Below are 22,877 nucleotides of genomic sequence, written 5' to 3'. Positions count from 1 at the left end.
AAGAACCTAATGATCAGCCGGAATCGATCTGCCGAGCCGGCAGATGGTGCTGGAAGAAGTTGCCCGAGTGGTGCCCACTCAAGCTGCCGAACTCAGACATGCTCACCTCCGTCGTCGGCGGGGTGTCGACCAGCCGCGTCGGACCAATCCTGGCTGTTCAACCGCGCCCACCGACTGACGACCCGGCAGGGGCTTGCGCCGGTGCGCGCAGGTCGGGACGTCACCGTGACTGAACGCGGGCAGCGACCACGGCACCCGGGAGCGCCAGGAGGTCATCCACGCCAGGGTCTCCGCTGAGCGGTGCCCTTGAGTGGCGCTGCCGGTGCAGGCGCCAGAGTGCCCGGCCCTCTACTCGCCTCCGAGGTGGGACGGAAGGTCTGCGGTGACCGGCGACTCATAGGTTCTGTGGTGAAGGACGGTGCGGAAGGACCATTCCGCCGAGGTGAAGCTGACGTCGAGATGGCGGCCAGGTTCTCTACTTACCCACTTGCGCAGGCCGACGAGAACCGTCTTGACGGTGGAGGGAGAGACGGGAAGGAGCAGCACAAGTCTGGGCTGCTCGTCGGGTCCAGGGTGGTAGGGCGAATCTTTGGTTGTGATTGGCGCAGCGTCGACCTGCCGATGCAGTGCCAGGTACAGCATTAGCAGCTCATGCTGCCAGCGGGGATCGTCGTTGGGGAACCGGTCATTGGACGCCGCGAGAGTGAGTGTGGCCATCCCATCTCGATCTTCGTCGGGAATGTCGAAGAGTTGCTCCTGCTGAGGGCTGTCACCCTGTGAGCGCCGGCGCTTCCGAGGTTCGCGCAGTGCGGCCAGCGCTGTCATGCTCGCCGCGAAGTTGGCCATCGCGGCACCCTCACCGGCTGGAAAGGCGTCGTGCAGCAGATGGTCCGCCTGCCCGTGATAACCGAGGTCGGTCAGGTACTCGATCAACTCGATCGCCGCTGCTGTGCCGTCCTTCGGCGAAGAGGGGTGCACCATCCGGTTGCGCAGTTGGTAGATCCGACGCACCGCCTCGACATGGGCAGCAGGGGTCCGCTGGCGAAGCCGGCGGGCGCCGGGGGTGCCGAGAGAAGAACGCTGCAAGAGCTGCTCGAAGCGGTCCAGGTCGCCGTCGTGCTCAGTCACGGGACCCACCTCCCTGATGCGCTGTCTTCTCCTTCTTGCGCCACCGGTGCAGCACGCCCTCGATCGCTCGGACGGAGGTCTCGCCCAGCAGCTCGACCATCTCCTCCTGGCTGTAGCCGTCCAGGGTGAGTGCCACAACCGCGCGGGTCCGGGCGTCGGCTCTGGTGAGGTCGTCGCGGACCCGCTGATTTCCGACGGTGATGACCGCCGGGTCGTCGACGTTGCTCTCCACGGGCGTGATGAGCCTCGGGTCGCCACGGTCCTGCAGGTGCCACCGCCTGCGCTGTGCCCGGCGCGTACGCATCTGGTTGGGGAATTCGTACAGGCAGGCACCCATGAAGTAGGTGGCGAGGCTGGCGCCGCCCTCGAACCGCCAGCCGCCGCCCACGAGGGCGTTCTTGCGGAACCGGGGCAGTGCCAGTGCGACGGTCATGATGGCCAGCTCCTCCCGGGCGTCGGAGTCGCGGAACAGTTCCTCCAGCTCGGCCTCGCTGGGGTTGAGTGAGAACCCTCGCGTTGCGGTCAGGGTGAAGACGTAGCCGGAGTGCATCCAGCCGCGGAGCACTGCCATGCCGTAGGCGGCGAGCTCGTCCTCGAAGCGCCGGTACCGGGGGCCGGTGAAGTCCCCGGCGGCGAGGTCTGCCAGGAGGAGCCGGTCGGCCTCTCGGCGCTGCAAGTTCTCCTGCAACCGCCGGGTGTCGTCGGCGAAGAGCTTGTTCATGTTGGCGAGCACGTCCGGCAACGGAACGGGCTGCCCTAGGTTGAAATCGGCCCGGTCGGAAGGTTGTAGCGCAGCCGCGCGCGCCTCGCCCGCGGGCACCTCGCCCGCCGCGCCGCCGCCGCCAACCACCACATCGCCCTTTCGGTCGTCTCGCTTGTGCCGACCCCGGTGACGCATGGGGTCGGCTCCATCGCCGCCCGCGCCTGTGCACTCGCAGGCTCCCGCCCAGTCGCGACCGACGATGAAGACGACCCCTTGTAGGTGCGCCCGCGGGGGTCACCCCACGGACTTTCTCAAACTTTTTCTGTGAACCTTTTCCGCAGCTCACATGCCCTCAGAGCGTGGGGTGTCCCCCCGATGTGGACCTACAGCCGGGCGTCGTTCACCACCTGAATCGGAGGTTTCCGTGGCACCGTCGCCCCCCGGTCCGCTGCTGACTGTCCGCGCCGCCGTCGTGCTGCTCCTCGCGCTCGTCGTCGGCGTGCTCGCCGGCAGCCTGTCGTACCTGACCGACCATTCTGTCCCATCGGCTGTGCTCTGGGGCGGCGGTGCTGCTGGGGGTGCGCTGATGCTGTTCCACACCATCGTCGGGCGGTGAATCCCTCAGCGGGCGTGGTCGTGGTCGGCGCCGCGGTGGGCGGTGACCGGGGCGGGCGAGATGGGCGCGGCGGCCGAGACGTTTGTCGACGCTGCGCGGGGTGCGGGGAGAAACGCCTTGGCGGCGACCGAGGCTGAGTCGACCGTTGCAGTGGGCACAGCTTGGCGCTCGGCTCGAAGGGGCGGCGTGAGCTTTTCCCAGACCAGGTTGGTCAGGCCAGTGCGGAACGCCTCATCGCCATGCAGCTCGGCAAGCCGCACCACGGCGTCGGGGTTGTCGACCTCACTGATCGCCGTGGTCATCGCGGAGGCGTACGCGGTGGCGAACGCGACCTGGTCGTGGGCGTGGATGGCCGCTTGGACGTCGTCGACGCGGAACGCCTGCTTGCTACAGGCATCCAGCAGCGCCCGGTCTTCCGGGGTGGTGGCGGCGACGATCTCGGCAGGTGTCAGTGGGTCGGCTGGTTGGTGCTGCTCGGCTGCGGCCGTGGGCGTCACGGTCGGCGCCGCTGACGGCGACGGTGGAGGCGGTGCGTCACGGACTGCCTGGTGAACGGCCTGCCCGGCAGCCGTGTAGAGGGCCCGGCGCCAGGCCGGATCGTCGCACTTGAGCATCACCGCGACGGCCATCTCCGTGTTGCCGGGGTCGGCCAGCGCGTGGCTGAGCGCGGTGTCGAACGTAGCGGCGAAGGTGGGCAGATCGGTAGTGCGGGCGGCCTGCTGGACGGCTCTGTCGCCGGCGACGATCTGTACCCGGCGGTCGAGCCAGCTCTGTTCGTCGGGGGTCAGGCCCTCGCGCAGGTCGGTCGGCATCCAGTCGGTGACGATGACCGGCACCGCGGGCGGTGCGGTCGGCGTGGGTGGTGGTGGGGCGGCCATCAGGTCGATGACGGCGTTGATGGCGCGTAGCCGGCGGCGGGTGTCCAGCAGTTCGGCGCGGCGGGGGAAGGGCTGGTCGAGTTGCTCGGTGGCTCGGTCGATCTCTTCTTGTTGCTGAGCGATGCGCGCCTGCACGGTGGCTCGGGTGCTGTCGAGGTCGGTGAGCTGGTTCTCCAGCCGGCGCACCAGGCCGGTGGGGTCACCCTCGACGGCGGCGGTGAGGCTGATGGTGGTGGAGGAGTCGGGGATTCCGTGGAATTTCAGCGCGACGAGCATGCCGTCGCGGCCGGTCCAGAACACCGCGTCCACGCGGAAGCCGCCGAGCTCTGCCACGCCGTCGGCTTCGCGCTGGTCGGTGGAGGCGAGGCCCTGCGCGTGGGCGGTCAGGGCGTGTTGCAGGGCCCGGCCGGCCTCGGCGCGTTTGGTGAACCGGTGCCCGGCGACGGTGGCGGTGAACTTGTCGCCGCGAGTGTCCTGGCGGCGGCTGATCGCGTCGTCGAGGATGTCGACGCGGCGGGTGTCCTTGGTGATCCACGCCTTGAGGTCGCCGATCTGTCGGCGCAGCGCCGCCTGGGTGTTGTGGTGGGCGCGGTCGGCGCGGTCCAGGCGGGTGAGGTCCTGGGCGACCTGCTCGCGGTCCATCAGCAGCGGGTTGCCGGTGGCGATGGCCTTGATCTGGTGCGCCTGCAACGTCTCGTCGCTGACGTCCTCGATCTCGCGGGCGGAGGTGCCGCGCATGAGTTGGTCGATGAAGGTGCCCTTGCGGGCCACGGTCTGCCAACTGAAGGCGTCGAAGCTGCCGGCGACGACGTAGCGGTAGATGCTGACCTCGGCGTTCTGGTTGCCCTGACGCAGGATGCGGCCCTCGCGCTGGGTGACGTCAGCCGGCCGCCACGGGCAGTCGAGGTGGTGCAGCGCGACCGCGCGGGCCTGGACATTGGTGCCGACACCCATCTTGGCGGTGGAGCCGATGAGCACGGCGACGTCGCCGGATCGGCAGGCGTTGAACAGGCTGGCCTTCTTGGCGTCGGTGTCGGCCTCGTGGATGTAGCGGATCTTCTCCCGGGGCATCCCCCGCTCGACGAGCAGGTCGGCGAGGGCGTCGTAGACGTTCCACTTCTCCGGGTTGGGTGTGGACTGGTCGCAGAAGACGATCTGTAGGGCGCCCGGGGTGGGGTGCGGCACCGGCGTGGCGGCGTCGGGGTTGAGCAGGTAGACGGTGTCGCGGGTGTCGCGCCAGATCGCCGCGATCCGGTCGGCGGCGGCGTCGATCTTGCCGGGGCTGTTCTGCTCGCCGTCGATCAGGCGCATGTCCAGGGAGGCGGCGCGGGCCTCCCCGGAGACCTTGAGCATGTTGTCCTGCTCCGGCTCGACGCGGCGGTTGCGGATGTCGTCGACGCGCTCGTCGAGGCTGGAGATGAACTCTTCCAGCTCGGGTGACGGGTCGAGGGTCACGATGTGCGGGGCGCGTTCGCCGTCGTCCCGTTGGGTCAGCAGCGGCGTGGGCAGGGCCAGGTCCTCGGGCGTGCGGACGTCGCCGTAGGTGCGCATCATCAGCGACAGCTCGGGCACGTTGGTGTACTTGGCCAGCCGGGCGCGCATCTGGAAGCCCTGCCCGGTCGGGGACACCTCGATGGCGGTGACGACCTTGGCGAAGGTGGCGGCCCAGGTGTCGAAGTCGGTGGTGCCGGTGGCCGCCAGCAGGTCCGGGCGGAGTTGGCGGGTCACCACGTACAGCTCCCGCACGCTGTTGGCGATCGGGGTGGCGGTGGCGCCGCACACCACCCGCAGGCCCTGTTTGCGGCGGAGGTAGCTCAGCTTCATGCGGAAGTCGACCGCCCGGTCGGAGCCGTCGTGTCCGGCGTCGGGGATGGCGCTGGTGATGGTGTCGTTCTTCAGTTCGTGCAGCTCGTCGCGGTAGATGAAGTCGATGCCGGTCTGCTCGAACGTGACACCCGGGTCTCGGGCCCTGTCCAGCTTCTCCTTGATCCGTTCCTCTTTGCGCGCGAGGGTGTTCTGGAGCCGCTTGACGGTGCTGTTGCGCTTGGGGCTCTCGCCGTTGGCGATGGCCTGCTCACCGGCGCGGACGATCTTTTCGCGCAGTTCGGCCAGCTCTTCGTCGAGGAAGGCGCGCTGCTCGTCCGGGGACAGCGACAGCCGCTCGAAGAACGAGGCGGCCATGATGATCGCGTCCCAGTCGCCGGTGGCGCAGCGGGCGACGAAGCGGCGGCGCCGCTGGGTGCTCATGTCGTCGCGGCCGGCGGCCAGCAGCCGGGCTCGGGGGTAGATCTGGAGGAACTCGCGGGTGAACTGCTCCAGCATGTGGTTGGGCACCACGATGGCCGGCTTGTTGACCAGGCCGAGGCGGCGCTGTTCCATCGCGGAGATGGCCATCACGGCGGTCTTGCCGGCGCCGACGGCGTGGAACAGGCCGACCGCTGGTTCGGCGACGATGCGGGCCACCGCCTCTACCTGGTGCGGGCGGGGCACGAAGCCCACCGCGATGCCCGGCAGGGACCGGGTCACCCCGACGTAGGAGCGCGGCACGGTGGCGTTGAACATCTCGTTGTAGGTGGTGGCGACCTCGGCGGCCCGGTCCGGGTCTTCCCACACCCAGGCGCCGAAGCGTTCCTCCAACTCGATCGCCTTGGCCTGCGCCGCTGCGGTGGCCTCCACGTCGAGGGCCCGCTTGCCCTCTTCCACCTCCACGAAGACCCGGATCGGGGTCTTGGTCAGCAGCCGCTGCGCCAGGTCCGGCGCGGCCATACCCGCCGTGCCCCAGGTCGAGCGGGCCAGCACGCCGGCGCGCGAGCCGCGGACTCGCCAGTCGGATCCGCCGACGTGTTCCACCCGCAGCCCCGGGTCACGCAGCGTCTCGCGCAGGAACTGCTCGACGACGGCGGCGGGCAGGAACGGAGCGCCGAACGCCGCGTCGATCTCGCCCGGCCCGAGGTCGCGGGGCACGACACGGTGCAGCGCCCGCACGTTGGCCTCGAAACGCGGGTCTTCCTCGGCGGCGGCCTGGGCGGCGCGCAGCTTGACGCGCACGTTGCCCGACAGGTACTCCGGGGCCTCCACCAGCCGCCCCGTGTCGGGTTCGTCGTAGACCAGCTCGCCGAGCGCGGCGCGGGCCTCCGGCTCGCTGACACCCAGCAGCCGGGCCACCTCCGGCAGCCGCACCTCGCCGTGGGTGTCGACGCAGATCGCCAGGGCGTCCTGCGGGGTGTCGGCGCCGAGCTGCGGTGCCCGGGGCAGGATGACGCGCCGGGCGAAGATGTCGGCCTTGGTGGCGCGCTGGGTCGCTTCGTCGAAGTGTTCGAGGGCGAACACGGTGGCGGCGTGCGGGTCGGTCTGCCGGAACTTGCCCATTGGCGGGTTGATCCGGGCCATCTTCGGCTCGCCGGTCTCCGGGTCCGTGCGGCCGGTTGGACGCCGGGTGTACCGGTTGAGCGGCCCGTAGGCGGCTACGTAGGCGTCGTAGCGGTCGTTGAGCTGCGCGCGCAGCGCCGCTGGCGTGCCCTCGGCGGCCGGGCCTCCGTGCTCGTCACCGTCGTCGAGGGTGGCCGCCTCGGCGGACAGCAGGGCGGTCACGGTGTCGCGCAGCCCGAGCAGCGCCCGCAGCTCGGCGGCCTGCGTGGCGGGCACCTCGTGCGGCACGACCTGACCATCGGCGACCGTGGTGAAGGTGCCGTCGTCCAGGGCCTCGATGTGGCCCTCGGCGCGGTCGGTCGGCGCGAGCACCGCCAGCGGTTCGGCCGGCCGGTCGGCGTCGTCGCGGGGCGTCATGGCCAGCCCGTCGCGGCGGGCCTCGGCGACGACGTCGCGCAGTACCCGCGCCAGGTCCTCGGCCGTGTCGCCGCCCGCGCGCACGATCAGCTCGCCGTCGCGGTTCATGCCGCGCCCCAGCACCATCTCCCCGAGCACCCGCTCCGGCCGATCGAGGAAGTAGCCGTTGACGTGCTCAGGCTGCTCGGCGTCCGTGTCGAGGTCCAGGGGGCGGGTCTGCTCCCACGTCATTGCAGCAGGCTCACGGTCCGGCTCGCGGCGCCGCAGGATCAGCAGGTCGGTGATGGCCTGCGTGCCGGCGGTGGCCTGGTGCGCGCCCGAGGGCAGACGCACCGCGGCGACCAGGTCGGCCAGCGCGGCCATCTCCCGCCGGGCCGCCGGGTGCCGGGCGTCCATCGTGAAACGGGAGGTCAGCACCGCGACCAGCCCACCGGGCCGGGTCAAGTGCAGGCTCTTGATGATGAAGTGGTTGTGCAGCGAGTGCCGGCCCGGGTTGTGCCGCCGGTCGACCAGAGGCAACCGCGCGAACGGCACGTTGCCCACCGCCAGGTCGAACGCCCCGGACGGGGCCCGGGTCTCGGCGAAGCTCTCGGTGCGGATCTCCGCGTGCGGGTACAGGGCGGCGGCGATGCCGGCGGTCACCGGGTCCAGCTCCACGCCGACCATCCGCGCCGAGGTCGGGGCCAGGCCGATGAAGTTGCCGGACCCGCAGCCCGGCTCCAGCACCGTGCCGCCGTCGAAGCCCAACTCCCGCACCGCGTCCCAGATCCCCTGCACATAGGCGACGTCGGTGTAGTGCGCGTTGAGGACGGTGCGTTCCGCTGCGGCGAACTCCGCCGGCGACAGCAGCTCCCGCAACTCGGCTCGCTGCTCGGCGAAGCGGGCGTAGTTGGGGTGGTTGGTGCGGGCCTCGAACACCCCCGCCACCGCACCCCACCCGGACCAGCGGGCCAGCACAGCCTGCTCCTGTGCGGTCGCCGGCCGCCCGGCGGCCTGCACCTCCCGCAGGGTTCGCAGAGCGGCCAGGTTCGCCCGGAGCTTGGCCATCTCGCCGGCGGGCGCCAGGTCCTGTTGGCCGCTCGGCCGGAACGATTCCGTGGCATCAACCACCGCGGCGTCGGGCGCCAGGGCGGCGGGCGCCGGGTCGTCGGCGGCCGGCCCGGTGGTATCGGGGCCGGCCGCGCCGACGTCGTCGACCGGATCGGCTACCGGGTCGGCGTCACCGGGTCGTCGTTCTGGTCGTCCTCTTCCTCCGCGACCCGCTGCCACCACGGGTCGTTCGGGTCCTCCACCAGCGGCGTCCACGTCGGGCTCGCTGGCGTCGTCGACGCGCTCGGCGTCTCGCTCGACGGGTCGTCCGTCGCCGGGTCGATCAGGATCAGCTCGGGCAGGATCTCCTCCTCCGCCATCTGCTGCGCCGAGTTCAGCCGGCCCAGCTTGCCGAGGTAGCCCTCGTTCGGCTGGTCCGGACCGGCCAGCTCCCGTGCCCGCTGCTCGATCGCCGTCGCTGCCTGCTCCCCCAAAGTCGAGAAGAAGCTGTTCGGGTCCTCGATGGTCGCGTACCGCTGGGGCAGGTACGTCTGCCAGTGCCTCTGGGCCTGAGCCCCGTACCGGTTCATCCCGCGTCTCCGTCTCTGCTCGCTGCTGTTCCGGTGCTGATGTGGGCTGCTGGTCACCAGGAGCGGACGGAGGGCCGTTCGTGGTGCCGGCGCCGCTGAGCATCACCGGTGCCGGCGCGTCAACGGCGGTGTCCGGGGTCGTGGTCGCAGGTGCTGGTGGCGTGGGCATGACTGGCACACCCAGCCGTTCAGCGGCGTACGAGGCCCACCGGTCGACGAGTTCGGCGGGCTGCCCGTCGAGCATGGCGCGGATGGAGTCAGCGGCGACCGCCCGCCCCGCCCGCGTGACGAAGCCCCGCACGGCCCGGGCAACCCGGCTGGTGACCGCAGCCTCTACCAGCGGGTGGGACTCCACCACGGCGCTGGCACCGGGGTAGGCGAACCCGAGCGGACCTGGCCTGCTCGGGTGCCGGGCCACGGCAGGGGCGAGCAGTTGGTAGGCCCGTTCGGCCTGCCGGTCGTGCTCGTTTTCGAGCACGACGGTGACGCCGGCCGCCGTGTCGGCGTACGCGGTGAGCGCGGCGACCTGCGATCCGGTCAGCGCGGGCCCGGCGGGCGCCACCACCAGCGGTGCGTCCTCACCCAGCTCGTCGGCGCGTTCGGCCAGAGCGATGGCCTCCAACGCGGTGCGGGCCACGACGGCCCGGCCGGCCCGTTCGGGCTGCTCTGCCAGCCCGATGAGGCAGTCAGCCGGCCGGTAGACCGCCGTGGTGGGGCTGTGCAGCACCGGTGGCGCGTCGGTCGCCGCACCGGGCGGGGCGTAGCCGACCCACCCGACGACCGGTGCCCCGGCAGCACGGTGGTCGCGCACCCCGACCATCACCCGGTTGCGGAACCGGTCGACCAACTGCCCGCCGCGGCTGGTCGCGGCCAGGCCACTGGCCACGATCTCGGCGTCGGTAAACCCGCGCCGCCGCAGCTCGTTGACGACCGTCGCCGGCCGGTCCGGGGCGTATCCCACCGTCCAGCGCCCGTCAGTTGGCACGCCCTGTGCGGTCAGCCACCGCGATGGCCCTGGCGCGTCGTCGAGCTGCTGGCGGTAGACCTCGGCGGCGACGGCCTGGGCAGCGAGCAGCCGCTGCCGGACAGACTGGTCCACGGGCGGCGCCGGGGCAGGGCCGGCTACGTGCGCTGCCAGGGACTGTGCCCGATGCGACAGGTCATCAGCCCGGTCGACCGACGCGACGATCCGCTCGACCGTCGTGTCACGAGGCTCAGCCATCACCGGTCCTGGCCCGCGCCACCACCATCTGGCAGCAGCCCCGCCGCACGCAGTGCCTCGAACACCCGCTGGTGATCGCCCAGCACCCGCACGATCGCGTCAATCTGGTCCTGCAACCCGGTCAACGCCGCGTCGACGTCCCGCTCTGGCGTGGCCTGGCTGTGCGGCTCGCTCACGATTCCCCCGCATGATCGTTTCCGAGCACATCAAGGTAGCCGGCCGACGCATACGCCGCACCCCCGTTGCCGCGCCGCCGGTGGGCGCACCAGGGCCTCGCCGTAGCTTCCGAACCAAAAACAACTCCAGCCCTGGTCAGGGGCCCTGCGCGAACGCCTGGAGCCCAGGATGGTTATCCCATCTTTGACCAGCGCTGGAGTTGTTCTTGGTCCGGAAGCTCCCGCTTCGCCATCAGGAAGTCACTTCCCAGACCCGCCGGGGCGCAGCGGTGCGCCCCCGGATCGACGGACCGAACTCGGTCACCCCGAAGCAGCCAACCTGCGGGTCAGGATTAGCGCTGTCGACATGAACTGACGGGCGGCCCCCCTGAGTCAGCCCCTGCCGGTCAGGATGCGTCGAGCGCGCTCCAAGGCGCCAGGCGGATCGAGCTCGGCGCGGAGCCCGAGCAGGTATCCGGCGGCGCTGGTACGCCGCTCGCCCGCCGACCTGTGGGCCTCCCGGACAGCCGTGAAGGCTTGGACGGCGAGCATTCCGCCGGCGCCGATCACCGGCGAGAGATTGAGGGCGTGGGCGGCAAGGGCCGCCACCGCCGGCAGTTCCAGAGACTTCAGGCCGAAGATCGCCCTGACCGGCTCCAGGCCCAGGGCTCGTAGGCCGCGTTCGAGTTCCCGGACCGAGCTGCCCACGTCCGCCTCGACCATCGCGGCCAGTCGTGCCCGGAGGATCTCGGGATCCTCGATGCCGTCCAACTGCGCGAACTCGTCCCCCAGGCCGGTCAGGTGGGCACGGAACGCGTCGAACTCGACGGCCAACGTCCGCCGCGCCCGGACGATGTCCTGAGCGGACACCTGTTCCAGGCCGGCGGGCAGCACGGACCGCAGCGCCAGGCAGGCATACAGCACCGAGCTGGCAGACGAGGAGGCACCGGGCGGCCGGGTGTTCACCAGTGCCGCGCCCAACTCCTGCACCGTCCAGTCCTCGGGCAGCGCGAACAGCCGCGGATCGTGCGTCACTGGCAGCAGTTGGTTGGCCCGGGCGATCCGCTGCGCCAGGGAACAGGAGTAGACGGCCACGAGGCGCGGATGCATACCCACCCATGGCCCGTCGCACAGCCCCGTCAGGGGATCGAACCGTGACTTCGTTGCAAGCCCGCGATCGCGCAGCAGCCTGATGAGCGCCTCGTCGTCCCCCAGTTGGCTGGCGTGGATCCAGGCGAAACGTGATTCGTCCCAAAGCCACGGGTCGTGGCCAGAGCCACCGGCTCCCAGGTAGTCCGGGACCAGGTAGCGCCCCAGAGCCTGGGCGTCCTGCTGGACGAAGTCCCCGAATTCCCGCGCCATGCTCGCGGCCTGCGGGTACGGGTCGACGTCGAGAAGGAAGTCGAGCTCGGCGCGCAGCACACTGGCGGTCTCCGAGTCGCGCACCGGATAGTCCGGCGGTCGGACCCGCGCAACCTGTGGCAGGTAGAGGGCCGCCGCCTTCAGCCAGGTGTCGTCCTGGACATGGAAGTACGGGTAGTAGAGCCCGATGTCGCTCATCCGCATCCCTCCCGGATACCGCCGGATGATTGTCCGTGATCTATGAGGATGCCACGGTACGAGTCGCCATCTGGTTGGCCGGCGACCTGCCAGGCGACCGCGTCGACGTCAACGTCTGGGCGGCCCTCGGCCGAGGATTTCCAGTCGGTGATCGTCGCCGCGTGGACCGGCAGCGAAGCGGGCCCGCCCTCGTATCGAAGGGTGCCCGCTTCGCTTCGGGCTCTACGCCAGCCTCTCGACGCGCCGTAGCGTTGTCTTTGGTCCGGAAACTACGGGCAGCCCACCAGGGCAGCGCCCGCGCGTCGGTGCGGGTCAGTGCCCGCCGGTAGACCGGCGGTAGAACGACGCCTCCGGCGGAGCCTCTCTCGGAGATGCCCGGGGGCGACCGCCGGCGCCAGGTGGGTGAGTGGTCACCCAGGGGTGGGATCCCCTCGCGCCGGCCGCCCAGAGGGCTACCAGACCGGCTCCGGGACGACCAGGCCAAGCCGCTTCGCGGTCGGCTACGCCGAGCCTGGCCGTCCCGGAGCCGGCCCGGTCGATCGGAGATCGGCCGACACGAGGAGATCCCACCCCACCCCACCCCCAGCACCGTGCGCGGGCAAGCCCGCAACCCCGCCCACCACGGCCTACGCCGCGTCGTGCCGGTCGAGTACGTACTTGACGCTGCTCTTGGCCCACTCGCCCTTACCGGACGGGGTCGGGACCTTCTCGGCGTTCAGCCGCGCGGCGATGGCGGCCAGCGACAGCCCCTCACCGCGCAGTTCCGCCGCCCGGGTGGCCGAGGGCGGCACCGGCGCCGGCGGCCGACCCAGCCGTACACCCCGGTCCCGGGCCGCCGCCATTCCCGCCGACACCTCGGGCCGGCGCATCTCCGATTCGCTGCTCATGCCCCACAGCGTACGGCAAAAAGGTACAGAAAAAGACCCCCTGAAGCAGCTTTTCCTGTACCTTTTCCTGTACGATAGAGAGGCAAGGAACGGTCCGGCCAGGTGAGGCAACACCCGGCCGGACCAGGAAGAACAGCCCCTCTGCGAAAGGGAGTTCCATGACCCAGCGTACGACGATCCTCCGGGAGATCGACCACGACAACGAGTGCGTTGGCTGCGGCGCGCATTTCGCCAACCCGTGTTACCCGCTGTGCCCGTTCGAGACCGGCAAGTTCGGCCCGGCGGTCATCCTGCGGGCGGCCAACCGTCGAGTGCTCGACCACCCGGCCGGGGTCGGCTACGACATCGCCGGCGCCATCTTCGCCGCCGCCGTCGACCTGGCCGGCCGCGACCAGGCGCAGGCCCTCGCCGACGAGTCCCGGGAGGCGCTGGCCGACCACCTGGTCGGCCAGTGGGGGCCGAAGGCCCAGGCGATCCACAGCCAGGTGGTCTACCGCCACGGCCTCTTCGCTCACCCCGTCGAGATCGCGGCCTCGCTGTACGGCGCGGCCGACCAGGTCGACGGCAACGACCCCGACCCCAGCGACTGCTGACATCCGGCCGGGCCGGCCCACCGAGGGGCCGGCCCGGCTCCCACAAACCCAGTCAGCACATCGGAGGGATCGAGACCATGACCAGCACCACCCGCACCCGGCCCGCCCAGCTCGCACCGGTCCGCGTCGGCCGAGGCCGCGTCGTCCACCTCGGCAACCTGAGCAGCGTCACGGGCCCGGCCGGCGAGCCCCGCTACGTCCCCGGCTCGTGCGGGGCCGGCACCCGAGGCGACACCGTCACGGTCGGTGCCGCCGTCACCGCGCCGATTGACTGCCGCACCTGCACGCGCTCCAACCCGGTCCGCGTGGCCTGGATCAACGCCACGGTGATTGCGGCGACCAGCGAGCCGGTGACCCTGCCGCACACCGGACTGACCGTGCCGCACACCCAGCTCCGGGTCGACGGTCCCACCCAGCCCGGCCCCGGCCGCGCGGAGCAGTACCGGCTGTACCTCGGTGCCCGCTTCGTCGGCTGGATCACCACCCACCCGCACCGCAGTGCCACCTACCGGACGAACTCCCTCGGAGGCAGGGAACTCGACGAGTACGCCCAGCAGTGCCGGCTGTTCACCGGCGAGCCCCCCGCCGCCGTCGCGGACGTGCTGGCCGAGCTGGTCCGCGAGCACCTCGCCGCGGCGGACGTCGCCGAGCGGCTGGCCGCCTCCCGCACCCCGGTCCGGCTCATGCAGCACATCCTCGACGGCGACAGCCAGCCCGCCGGGGCCCCATACCCGATCACCTACGCCAGCGCCAGCGCACCGCTGACCACCGACCCCGCCTGGCACCGCGCGGTAGCCCGCGCCCTGCACCGCGACTCCCCCGCCGGCCCCGGCCAGCACTGGCAGATCTGGACCCCCACCGGCTGGACCCGCCTGCCCGACGTCGTCGACGTCGACCAGGACCTCGGCTGACCATCCCCGCGCCCGGGCCGCCGCCGGCCCGGGCGCGGGGACGCCGCCCGACCAGCGACACGACGGGGAGACCACCATGACTACCAGCCACCGAGCCGACGCCCGCACCATTCTCGCCACCGCCACCCCGGCCACCCATCGCCCGCTGCTGGCCTGGGCCGTGGGGATCACCGCGTGCGGTCACGCCATCGATCCCCTGACCTACTGGCGTACCCGAGACGCCCGGCGACTCGCCCCGGAGGGCGCTGGGCAGACGCTGCCCGCTGGCCGGATGCTCCGGCTTGACCGGACACGGATCGAGATCACCGACGGAGACCTCTACCGGCCGCTGCGGTTGAACTGGACCGACCTGGGCGCCGTCCTTGACACCGGCCGGGTCACCGACGACCTGATCAGCCGCTGCGAGCAGGCCGTCATCGACTGGCGCGACCACCCAGGCGGATTCCGGGGCGCCGGCTGGACCGACGTCGTCGACGCCTGCTCCCGCGCCGGACAGGCCGTGTGGGCAGCGTGCCGGCCAGCCGACCCCGGCGAGCAGCTCGACCTGTTTTCCCTCGCCGGCATCGAGAGTTGAGGCCAGCACCAGACCGGTGAGCACCTGGACGCCACGATCCCCGGGCGCGGACCGGCCGGACCAGAGTCGGCCCCGCGCCCGGGCGGCCATCGGTATCTAGCCGGCCAAGTCCATGGTCACGCGCCTGTTACCCGCATGACGACCACGGTCGCATCGTCATGACGCTTGCCCCGCCACCGCTGCGGATTCGGGTCGCTGTGCTCGCACTCTCGCACCGCACGGATGAGCGACTCGGGACCATCGGACTCGTGCAGTGCCATGACGGTCTGCCAACTCCATCCGTAGCGCTCTGTGAGACGGGAGATGCCGTCAGAGCAAAGAAGGACTCGGGTTGCAGCGTGTTGGGGCAGCGTGCCGACCAGGGCATGCTCAGCCGCAGCGGGCGACGACCCCAGCACCCAGAAGCCGCCCGGCTTGTTTCGGACGGTGGCGACATAGTCCGGTGAGTAGGTACGCACTTGGCCCTCGACGATCGGCGCATTAGGTAGGTGGTCAACCCGGTCGTCGATGACCGTCGTGTATATGTCCTGCCCTTGGTCGATGACCACTGCGCAGTCTCCGACGACCAGCCAGTCGATCCGGTCTTCGCGGACCCGGACGATCGCCCCCGTTGCTCCCGGTGAGAGCGGGTCGCTGAGGTCGCAGGTTGAGCCGTGATCGGCCATGGTGGCCTCTACGGCAGACCGGACGATCGTGGTGAGTGGCTGCTCAGGCTGCTGGCTTAGGCAACTGCTGAGGTGGATGCCGAGTCGGGTGACGACCCAGGTGACCGGGTGGATGCAGCCGCCTGTCTCTCCGGGGTATCGGCCCGCGCCGTCCAAGACCAAGGCCCACCCGTCGCCGACGGCGAGGTGGTCTTCGTTGGTGCTGTTCGGCGCCGCTGTGGTGGCGGCGGTGTAGGTGATGTGCACGTGCCGCCTTAGTCGGGGATCTTGAACCGGTACGACATCTGGACCATATCGCCCGCGATGATGGCGAGCATGACTTCGAGGGGGCGGCCGGTGACGTCGTACGTGGTGCGGGTCAGGTCGACGACCGGAGTTCCCGCCGGCAGGCGCAGCGCAACGCTTTCTGGGCCGGTGGGCATGCGGACCGACCACTCCTCTGTGATCTCGTCCAGCTCGTAGCCCGCGTCCTCCAGCCGCGCGAAGCTGCCGCCAGGGCCGGTGTCTTCGTCCTGGATTTGCGTGCCCTTGACCACGCCTAGCTCGAAGTACGAGTCGGCGAGCTGATTGGGCCTGTCGTCAACGAGGGTGGTACGCCGCCTCACCCAGACCGGGGTGCCCGCCGGGATCTTGAAACGTTCGGCGACCGCCGCGGGTGCTGGCGTCTCAGCTAGTTCACGCAGCATTTGACCAGCGGTATGTCCTTGGGCTGTTGCCTCGGCAGTCAGGATCGCCTGCCCTGACCTCCAACGGCTCTTGGCGTACCTGTCGATGCCGTGCCGACGGGCAGACGGCCGCTCCCGGACGAAGGTGCCCTTGCCCTGAACCGTGATGACCAGCCCTTGCTGCTTCAGCAGGTCGATCGCCTTGCGTGCCACAGCAAGGCTGACGAGGTTGTCTGCCGCCAGCTCGTCAAGCGTGGGCAATCGGTCTCCCGGGCGGTGGACGCCCGTTTCGATCTTCAGCCGAATGTCGTCAGCGACGCGGACTTGTAGCGGTCGAGCGTCTGTGGGGCCCGTACTCATAGACACAGACTAGACCGTCTGAAGGTCTGCATACAGAAAAGCTTGACCTGTGACCGATGGGCGACTTACCGTTGTCCGCACGTTGATAGGTCTGCATACAGACCTCGGACCTTTCTTTGGGCCACTGCGGTGACCAAAGAAAAGGCCCCGGCGGGATTGGGCCCCGCCGAGGCTGCGGCATCACACCCAAGGAGGCTCAGATGCCAGCAATGAGGGTACGTGCTGCCCGGAGCAATCCGGAGCAGACCCTACCTCGATCGATGGCCGGTGACGTGTCTGTGCTGGTGGCACGGGCGCAGGCCGGTGACGTGGAGGCGTTCGGTCTGGTCTACGACCGGTACGTCGACCAGGTGTTTCGGTCGATCTACCGGCGGGTCTCGGACCGGCAGGTCGCCGAGGACCTGACCTCGGAGACGTTCCTTCGGGCGCTGCGTAACCTGGCCAGCTTCCGGCGGCCGGGCGGCGACTTCGGCGCCTGGGTGGCCACGATCGCCCGGAACCTGGTGACCAACTACCAGGCGTCGCACCAGCGACGCGAGCGGCCGGTGGCGGAGCTGCGCGACGCGGCTTCGGTCGACCAGGCCCCGAACCCGGAGGCCGCCGCGATGGCGAGCCTGACCCGGGAGACGGTCCTCGCGGGTATCGAGCAGCTCAACCCGGACCAGCGGCGGTGCATCGTCCTGCGCTACCTGCGGGAGATGTCGATCGAGGAAACTGCCCAGGCGCTGGGCAAGACCCCGGCGGCGGTCAAGGCGATGCAGCACAAGGCGCTGCGGGCGCTGCGCGGGTTGCTGCCGGCGACGGCGGTGATGCCGGCATGACCACGATGACGCCGCTGAACAGCACCGACCGGGCCGCTGCTGTGCGGGCTGCTCAGGGACAGTCCGCTCCCGCTCAGCGGATGCCGATGGGCATCCGAGTTCTCAAGAGCCCCACCGCGCCGGCCCTGACCGCCACGAAGACCACCTCGACCACGCCGGCGACCCCTCGGGGCGTGGAGGACGTGCTGCGCATCGCCGCAGGCAGCAGTGCCGCGCGGACCCGCCAGCTGGCCGAGCGGATCAACCGCCTGGTGCAGGAGTTGACCGGGCGGGTCGAGGCGGAGGAGGCGACGCGCCAGGAGCGCGAGGCCGCCGAGAAGCGACGCCGCGAGCTGGCCGAGGCTGCGGAGAAGCTGGCGAGCCAGCTCGCCGAGGTGCGCCAGGAGCTGCGGGCGACCGGCCGCCGCGATTCCGCGGACTCGCCGCCGCGTAACCGCCGCGAGGGCGCCGCCCAGCGGGTGGCAATGCGCCAGTGGGCCGTGGCCAACGGCTACAAGGTCAAGGAGCGGGGTCGGATCTCGCGCGAGATCTGCGAGGCGTACGCGGCGGCTACCGGGTCGGAGGTGACCCAGTGAAGGCGCGGACGATGCTGCTCCCGGCCGCTGCGGTGCTGTCGGTGGCTGGGCACGTGTGGGCGGTGCGGACGGTGCGGGCGAATCGGGCCCGGCTGGCTGAGGCCCGCCGGATGGCGAGCACCGACCCGCTGACCGGGCTGGCGAACCGTGCCGGGCTGGCAGCGGCGCTGACCGATCTGGCCGGTGAGCCCTACGACGTGGCGCTCGTGGACCTGGATGGGTTCAAGCAGGTCAACGACACGTTCGGGCACGACGCGGGTGACGCGGTGCTGGTCGAGGTCGCGGCCCGGCTGTCGGCCGCGATCGACGAGGTCGACGGTGCGGTGGTCGCGCGACTCGGCGGGGACGAGATCGTGCTGATCTGCCCGTCGCCGGCGCCGATCGCGGGGCTGCTCGGCGGCGAGGTGGTGCGGGCCCTGGCCACGCCGGTGGTGCTGCCCGGCGGGCGGGAGCTGGTGGTGCGGGCCAGTGTCGGCGCGGTGTCGGCGATGGTCGGTGACGAGCCGTCGCGGGTGCTGCGCGCGGCGGACCTCGCGCTCTATCAGGCCAAGGCCGCAGGCGGCGACCAGGTCGCCGAGTACGACCGGGGGCTCGACCTGCCGGTGGTGGAGACGCGGCCGGTAGTGCGGCTGCGGGAGATGACCGAGACCGCCCGCGTGCTGGGGGGTGTGGCATGACGGCCCCGACCAAGGCGCTGGACCTGGCCGCCGCGCTGGCCAGCTACCGGACCAGCCTGCGCAAGGCGTCGGACGTCGAGTTGGAGCACCGGGCGGCGTCGGTCGCGGCGCTGCCGGGCTGGTTCGCCGGCGAGCTGCGCCAGGCGATCAACAACGAGCGTGAGTCCCGCCGGCTCGCGGACCGGCCGACGCCGGCGCGGACGCCGAAGGTCGCCGCCGGCCCGGCGGTCGCGGGAGCCCCGATCGCGGTGCTCGCGGGCCGGCTGCTGGCCGAGCACGCCGAGCAGGTGCCGCAGGTCCTGCTCTACTCCCCGGCCGTCGCGGTCGGCTTGGTCGGCGCGGTGGTCGGAGGCGGCCGGCTGGGGCGGTGGCTCGACGAGCGCCGTCATGGCCTGGCCGTGGACGTCGACGAGGCCGACCTCAACCCCCTGGGCAAGGAGCTACTCGCGCAGGTCCGGGCCCGCCGCGCGGCCGGTGGTGAGAGCTGATGCCGACGCTGCGTATCCCGACGCTGGCGGGTGTCAGCATCCGCGCGACTGGCCGGTCGAGCGTGATCAGTGACCGGCGCGGCACGGTGGTGTCGTACACCGGCCGTCTGATCCTCAACGGCCGTGAGGTGCTCTCGCCGGAGCAGGTGCGCGCCGATTGGGCCGCGCGGGGCGAGACGGCCCTGCGGGAGGCGGACCGGACCGAGCACAGCGACCCGGCCGGGCACGCCTGGGCCAAGGGCGTGTGCGCGGCCTACGCGACGGCGGTGCAGATCCTCGACGCGTGGTTCGAGCAGTTCGGGCCGGCGGGGCTGCTGCTGAGCGACATCGTCGTGGGCATCAAGGTGGCTCGGTCGGCGATGTTCGAGCAGGCGGGCGACGTCAACGACCTGGGGCGGCTGACCATCTCGGCGGCCACGTCGACGTTGCTCACGCTGGCCGAGAGCCTGGCCGTGACGGCCTCCTACGAGTGGGAGGTGTCGCGGTGAGCCGGATTCGTGCCGCGTTCTACGACCCGGAGGGCACCCGGTACGGCATCCCCACCTACTGGTGGCGGGGTGCGCCGGCCGGCTACGCCACGGCGCGTCAGCTGCGGGCGCAGGGCCTGCGCCCGGGCGGTCAGCCGGTCGCGGCGCAGGTGATGTGGCGGGGGGTGGGCGGCGACCGCGTCGCCTACCTCTACAAGGTCGACCAGGCGGCGACGAAGCGCACGGCCACGACGGCGCAGCTCGCCGCGATCGGCAAGGCGCTGGCCGTCCGCCGTACCTGCCCGACCTGCCTGGTCATGCAGCCCTACTACATTCCGCGCTCCCTCGGAGAGTGCCTGGACTGCGCCGAGCCGGCGATGGGGGCAGCTCGATGAAAGAGAAGCTGCGCGACGCGGCGACGGTAGGGCCGTGGATCGCCATGGCCGCCGCGGTGATTCTCACGGCCAAGGGTGAGTTCGACTTGGCGGTGCTGGCTCACTTCCACGCGTCCATCGCGTGGATGTTCCCGGTGATGCTCGACGTGTACGTGATCACCGCGTTCCACCGTCGCAGGTGGAAGGACATGGTCGTCGGCATGCTGCTGATGATCTTCTGTCAGGTCGCGGTGCACCTCCTGCCGGTCTTCATCGACACCGAGGCCGGCGAGGAGGTGCCGTGGGGTCTGGTGGTGGCGGTCGCGTGCATCGCGCCGATCGTGGTCGTCCGCGTCAAGATCCTCACCGGCCGCACCGGAAAGGAGATCGCGGCCGAGGAAGAGGCGGCGCGACGGGCGGAAGAGGTCCGGGCAGCACGGGCGGAAACGGCCGCCGCGCGAGCGGCGCAGGCGGAAGCCGAGGCGAAGGCGCGGGCGGAAACGGCGCGGGCTGAGGCGGAAACCGCCGCTCGTGCCGAGGCGGAAACCCGGGCGGCCGATGCGGAAACGCGGGCGCGCTCGGAGGCGGAAACGCGGGCGGAAATCGAGGCCGCCACGGAGGCGGAAATCGCCGAGCACGAGCGGGCCGCCGTCGAGGCTCGTGAGGCGGTGCGGGTGGCCGAGCAGCGGGCTGCCGCCGCGATCGAGGCGGCGCGGGTGGCTGAGGGGCGGCTGGCCGAGGCCCGCGACACCGCAGACCGCGCCGCTACCGCTCGGGCCCTGACCGAGCAGGCCACCGCCGAGCAGGTACGGGTGCTCACCGAGGCCGCTGAGCAGGCCGAACGCGACTACCAGCACGCCCTGGCGGAGGCCCGCTACACCAGCCAGGCCGCCCAGGATCGGGCCGTCGAGCTGGACGAGACGGTGCGGGAGCTGCGGGCGCAGCTCGACCAGGCGCACCGCTTCGCAGAGAGCCAGGCGGTCGCGCGGGCTCGCGCCGAGCAGGAGAGCCAGGCGATCACCGAGGCCCGCGAGGCTCTCGTCAACGAGCTGGAGCGCACCCGCCGGGCCCTCGCCAGGGCACAGGAAAAGGCGGAAGCAGGCTCGGCTCGGCAGCCGGAAATCGCGCGGTCGGTGCCCCGGAAAACTCTCGCGTCGGTTCCGGCTCAGTTGCCGGCCAACCTGCCCGAGGTGGACAAGGTCCGACCGGAAACGGTGGCGCTCATCCTGGCCGCCCGAGCGGAAAACCGGAACGCCACTCAGACCGCGCTGAAGGAAATCACCGGCATCTCCGAGCGCACGATCAGCCGGGTCCTCAACGCCGTACCGGCGGAAATCGTCGACCAGGTTCTCGAACTCACCAGCGGTCGCGTCGCGTGACCGGGGGCCGACCCGGTCTCCGGGTCGGGTCGGCCCGTGCAGCGCCTCATAACAGCTCATAACCGTGGGGCGTGAGCAGCCAAAACGCTTGATGGGAGGTAACGCGATGCAGACGGAGACGATGGCCGTGGCCCCGACGATCGAGGGTGAGGCGACCGAGACGGCGATGCCGGCTCCGGACCTGTCGGTGCTGACCGAGCAGCAGCCGCCGGTGGAGCAGGGCAAAGACGACAAGGTCAAGCCGCAGGAGTTGGCGGAGACGTCGCCGGCGTCGGTGGGCCTGGTGGTGGCGCTGGTGGTGGTGTCGATCGTCGCCGCCGTGGTGGTGGCGATGTGGATGGTGTCGCCGCTGATGGCGCTGCTGCTGGGTGCCGGGCTGATCGTGGTCGCGGTGCTGGCCGGCGCCGGCTGGTTGGCCTGGCGCAAGTACACCCGCCGGAGCAAGGACCGCTCGGGCCGCGACGGTGCCGGACGGGGCGACCGGCCCGGTAAGTCGCCCAACGGCCGGGGCAAGGGGGATAGCTGGTGGCCGTTTGGCCGCAGCAAGACCCCCGGCGGAGGCGGCAAAACCCCTGGTGGAGGCGGTAGAACCCCCGGCGGGAAGGCACCCAAGGGCGGTGGGAAGACCCCCAGCTCGGGTGGGAAGCCGGCAGGCGCCAAGTCCGGGAGCTTGTGGCCGTTCGGCCGCGACAAGACCCCAGGCGGCAAGACCCCTGGTGCCGGGAAGACCCCGAAGACCCCCAAGGGCGGGACGACCCCCGGCAGCGGTGGGAAGCCGGCCGGCACCAAGACGGGACGGTGGCCGTTCAGCCGCAGCAAGACCCCGGGCGGAGGCGGCAAAACCCCTGGTGGGGGCGGTAAGACCCCGGGCGGTGGCGGTAAGCCTCCGGCCAGCGCAAAGACCTCCGGCGGCGGCACGAAGCCGGCCAGCGACAGCGGCGGAAAGAAGCCCAGCGACGTGGGGCGTAAGGCCAAGACGGCGGGCGGGGCGGCGCTGCTGGGCCTGCTCGGGCTAGCCCGGCCCAAGGCCAAGAGCAAGGACGACAAGACCTCGGAGACGGGTGGGCAGAAGCCGGGCAAGGACGACTCGGCGAAGTCCAGCCAGTCGCGGCCGGCCCCGGGTGGGCATCGGCCGGAGACGGTGATTGACGTCGACCTGGACGACATCACCGTGCCGGGCGGCCGATCGAGCAGCTCGTCGAGTGGCCCGTCGGCATCAGCTCACCGCACGGCGCCGCGTACGGCTGCGCCGCCCTTTGACCCCGGTCCTCCCGCTGGCAGCGAGTGGATGGACCGGCCTGCACCGATGCCGCTGCACAGCACCGCGCACCACCAGACCCCTGTAATCAACCACCTTGGAGGACCAGAAATGAGCACCACGACCAGCGGAGACATCGACCAGGACGCGATGCGGGTGGCGAACCGCTACGCCGGGCTGATCGAGAAGGCGCAGACGCTGCAGGAGCGGGGGCGGGCCTGCCGCGACGCCGCTGACCAGTACCGCCGTGACGCCCGCGCCAACCAGGAGTCGGCCGAGAACCACAAGATGGCCGCCCGCACGATCCGCGACGCCAACGTCGCCCACGAGCACGCCGTGGCGGCGCGTGACGCGGAGGCGGAGGCGGCGCGGGAGATCCTCGCGGCCCGCTACTACGAGGAGCAGGCCGAGGAGTACGAGGCGCAGGCCCGCGCCATCGGTTTCTGACCGATTCACCGCGGGGGCCGCGCCGCACCTGGTGCGGCCCCCACCCCCTCCGGAACCCACAGGACCAGG

The 22,877-nt window shown here is 71.3% G+C and carries 21 protein-coding genes and 1 pseudogene; 12 read left to right on the top strand and 10 right to left on the bottom strand.

Going from position 1 to position 22,877, the window contains the following annotated elements; translation table 11 throughout:
- Window positions 1-348: 348 nt before the first annotated feature.
- Together ACGFZ2_RS31990 and ACGFZ2_RS31985 are read right to left on the bottom strand one after the other, a co-directional pair.
- Window positions 349-1,128, bottom strand: coding sequence for a hypothetical protein (locus ACGFZ2_RS31990; protein ID WP_393460280.1), 780 nt, complete (start codon window positions 1,126-1,128; stop codon window positions 349-351).
- Window positions 1,121-1,861 carry a hypothetical protein gene (locus tag ACGFZ2_RS31985; protein ID WP_357462668.1) on the bottom strand — a complete coding sequence of 247 codons (741 nt, stop codon included), beginning with the start codon at window positions 1,859-1,861 and terminating at the stop codon, window positions 1,121-1,123. The genes ACGFZ2_RS31990 and ACGFZ2_RS31985 overlap by 8 nt, the downstream gene beginning before the upstream one ends.
- 394 nt (window positions 1,862-2,255) lie before the next feature.
- Between ACGFZ2_RS31985 and ACGFZ2_RS31980 the strand changes: the two genes are divergently transcribed.
- Window positions 2,256-2,447 carry a hypothetical protein gene (locus ACGFZ2_RS31980; RefSeq protein WP_393460276.1) on the top strand — a complete coding sequence of 64 codons (192 nt, stop codon included), beginning with the start codon at window positions 2,256-2,258 and terminating at the stop codon, window positions 2,445-2,447.
- A 5-nt stretch (window positions 2,448-2,452) separates the two neighbouring features.
- Here the strand turns inward: ACGFZ2_RS31980 and ACGFZ2_RS31975 are convergent, their stop codons facing one another.
- The 6 genes and pseudogenes from ACGFZ2_RS31975 to ACGFZ2_RS31950 all read right to left on the bottom strand — a co-directional run bounded on the left by ACGFZ2_RS31975 (window position 2,453) and on the right by ACGFZ2_RS31950 (window position 12,554).
- The gene (locus ACGFZ2_RS31975; RefSeq protein WP_393460292.1) at window positions 2,453-8,380 is read right to left on the bottom strand and encodes a helicase-related protein; all 5,928 of its coding nucleotides are present in this window, start codon (window positions 8,378-8,380) and stop codon (window positions 2,453-2,455) included.
- Window positions 8,317-8,730, bottom strand: coding sequence for a hypothetical protein (locus ACGFZ2_RS31970; RefSeq protein WP_393460289.1), 414 nt, complete (start codon window positions 8,728-8,730; stop codon window positions 8,317-8,319). Before ACGFZ2_RS31970 ends, ACGFZ2_RS31975 begins: the two co-directional genes overlap by 64 nt.
- 730 nt (window positions 8,731-9,460) lie before the next feature.
- Window positions 9,461-9,952: pseudogene (locus tag ACGFZ2_RS31965) on the bottom strand (hypothetical protein); the annotation flags it as partial.
- On the bottom strand, window positions 9,952-10,128 hold the full coding sequence (locus ACGFZ2_RS31960) for a hypothetical protein (RefSeq protein ID WP_165942569.1): 177 nt from the start codon (window positions 10,126-10,128) through the stop codon (window positions 9,952-9,954). The pseudogene ACGFZ2_RS31965 and the gene ACGFZ2_RS31960, both read right to left, overlap by 1 nt.
- Window positions 10,129-10,500: 372 nt before the next feature.
- Window positions 10,501-11,667: a DUF6236 family protein gene (locus ACGFZ2_RS31955; protein ID WP_393460273.1), complete on the bottom strand. Its 1,167-nt coding sequence runs from the start codon at window positions 11,665-11,667 to the stop codon at window positions 10,501-10,503.
- A gap of 626 nt (window positions 11,668-12,293) precedes the next feature.
- Window positions 12,294-12,554 (bottom strand): recombinase family protein, encoded by a 261-nt coding sequence (locus tag ACGFZ2_RS31950; protein WP_357462653.1) that lies wholly within the window; start codon window positions 12,552-12,554, stop codon window positions 12,294-12,296.
- A gap of 158 nt (window positions 12,555-12,712) precedes the next feature.
- Here ACGFZ2_RS31950 and ACGFZ2_RS31945 point away from each other — a divergent pair, with 158 nt between their 5' ends.
- The 3 genes from ACGFZ2_RS31945 (at window position 12,713) to ACGFZ2_RS31935 (ending at window position 14,632) form a co-directional block, all read left to right on the top strand.
- Entirely contained in the window at window positions 12,713-13,147 is a 435-nt protein-coding gene (locus ACGFZ2_RS31945; RefSeq protein ID WP_393460269.1) for a hypothetical protein, read from the top strand.
- Between the two features lie 77 nt (window positions 13,148-13,224).
- A complete protein-coding gene (locus tag ACGFZ2_RS31940) occupies window positions 13,225-14,058 on the top strand; it encodes a hypothetical protein (RefSeq protein ID WP_393460266.1) in 834 nt (277 codons plus the stop codon).
- Window positions 14,059-14,134: 76 nt separating this feature from the next.
- Entirely contained in the window at window positions 14,135-14,632 is a 498-nt protein-coding gene (locus ACGFZ2_RS31935; RefSeq protein ID WP_357462644.1) for a hypothetical protein, read from the top strand.
- Window positions 14,633-14,748: 116 nt separating this feature from the next.
- Here ACGFZ2_RS31935 and ACGFZ2_RS31930 read toward each other — a convergent pair whose 3' ends face one another.
- Together ACGFZ2_RS31930 and ACGFZ2_RS31925 are read right to left on the bottom strand one after the other, a co-directional pair.
- Window positions 14,749-15,543, bottom strand: coding sequence for a protein phosphatase 2C domain-containing protein (locus tag ACGFZ2_RS31930; RefSeq protein WP_393460263.1), 795 nt, complete (start codon window positions 15,541-15,543; stop codon window positions 14,749-14,751).
- 8 nt (window positions 15,544-15,551) lie between these two features.
- A complete protein-coding gene (locus ACGFZ2_RS31925) occupies window positions 15,552-16,322 on the bottom strand; it encodes a GntR family transcriptional regulator (protein WP_393460260.1) in 771 nt (256 codons plus the stop codon).
- Between the two features lie 200 nt (window positions 16,323-16,522).
- Between ACGFZ2_RS31925 and ACGFZ2_RS31920 the strand changes: the two genes are divergently transcribed.
- From ACGFZ2_RS31920 to ACGFZ2_RS31885, 8 genes are all read left to right on the top strand, one after another.
- On the top strand, window positions 16,523-17,143 hold the full coding sequence (locus ACGFZ2_RS31920) for a sigma-70 family RNA polymerase sigma factor (protein WP_393460257.1): 621 nt from the start codon (window positions 16,523-16,525) through the stop codon (window positions 17,141-17,143).
- On the top strand, window positions 17,140-17,718 hold the full coding sequence (locus ACGFZ2_RS31915) for a histone-like nucleoid-structuring protein Lsr2 (RefSeq protein ID WP_393460254.1): 579 nt from the start codon (window positions 17,140-17,142) through the stop codon (window positions 17,716-17,718). The genes ACGFZ2_RS31920 and ACGFZ2_RS31915 overlap by 4 nt, the downstream gene beginning before the upstream one ends.
- Window positions 17,715-18,395, top strand: coding sequence for a diguanylate cyclase domain-containing protein (locus tag ACGFZ2_RS31910; protein WP_393460251.1), 681 nt, complete (start codon window positions 17,715-17,717; stop codon window positions 18,393-18,395). Before ACGFZ2_RS31915 ends, ACGFZ2_RS31910 begins: the two co-directional genes overlap by 4 nt.
- Window positions 18,392-18,883, top strand: a complete 492-nt coding sequence (locus ACGFZ2_RS31905) for a hypothetical protein (RefSeq protein ID WP_393460248.1) — start codon at window positions 18,392-18,394, stop codon at window positions 18,881-18,883. Before ACGFZ2_RS31910 ends, ACGFZ2_RS31905 begins: the two co-directional genes overlap by 4 nt.
- Window positions 18,883-19,371, top strand: a complete 489-nt coding sequence (locus tag ACGFZ2_RS31900; RefSeq protein ID WP_393460245.1) for a hypothetical protein — start codon at window positions 18,883-18,885, stop codon at window positions 19,369-19,371. Before ACGFZ2_RS31905 ends, ACGFZ2_RS31900 begins: the two co-directional genes overlap by 1 nt.
- Window positions 19,368-19,745 carry an RRQRL motif-containing zinc-binding protein gene (locus ACGFZ2_RS31895; protein WP_393460242.1) on the top strand — a complete coding sequence of 126 codons (378 nt, stop codon included), beginning with the start codon at window positions 19,368-19,370 and terminating at the stop codon, window positions 19,743-19,745. The genes ACGFZ2_RS31900 and ACGFZ2_RS31895 overlap by 4 nt, the downstream gene beginning before the upstream one ends.
- Window positions 19,742-21,103: a hypothetical protein gene (locus tag ACGFZ2_RS31890; RefSeq protein ID WP_393460239.1), complete on the top strand. Its 1,362-nt coding sequence runs from the start codon at window positions 19,742-19,744 to the stop codon at window positions 21,101-21,103. The genes ACGFZ2_RS31895 and ACGFZ2_RS31890 overlap by 4 nt, the downstream gene beginning before the upstream one ends.
- Window positions 21,104-21,209: 106 nt before the next feature.
- Window positions 21,210-22,808, top strand: a complete 1,599-nt coding sequence (locus ACGFZ2_RS31885) for a hypothetical protein (protein WP_393460237.1) — start codon at window positions 21,210-21,212, stop codon at window positions 22,806-22,808.
- Window positions 22,809-22,877 lie beyond the last annotated feature (69 nt).

This window comes from Micromonospora sp. NPDC048063 (assembly GCF_043202855.1).
Lineage (GTDB): Bacteria > Actinomycetota > Actinomycetes > Mycobacteriales > Micromonosporaceae > Micromonospora.
This window is presented reverse-complemented; position numbering and strand designations above follow the sequence as displayed.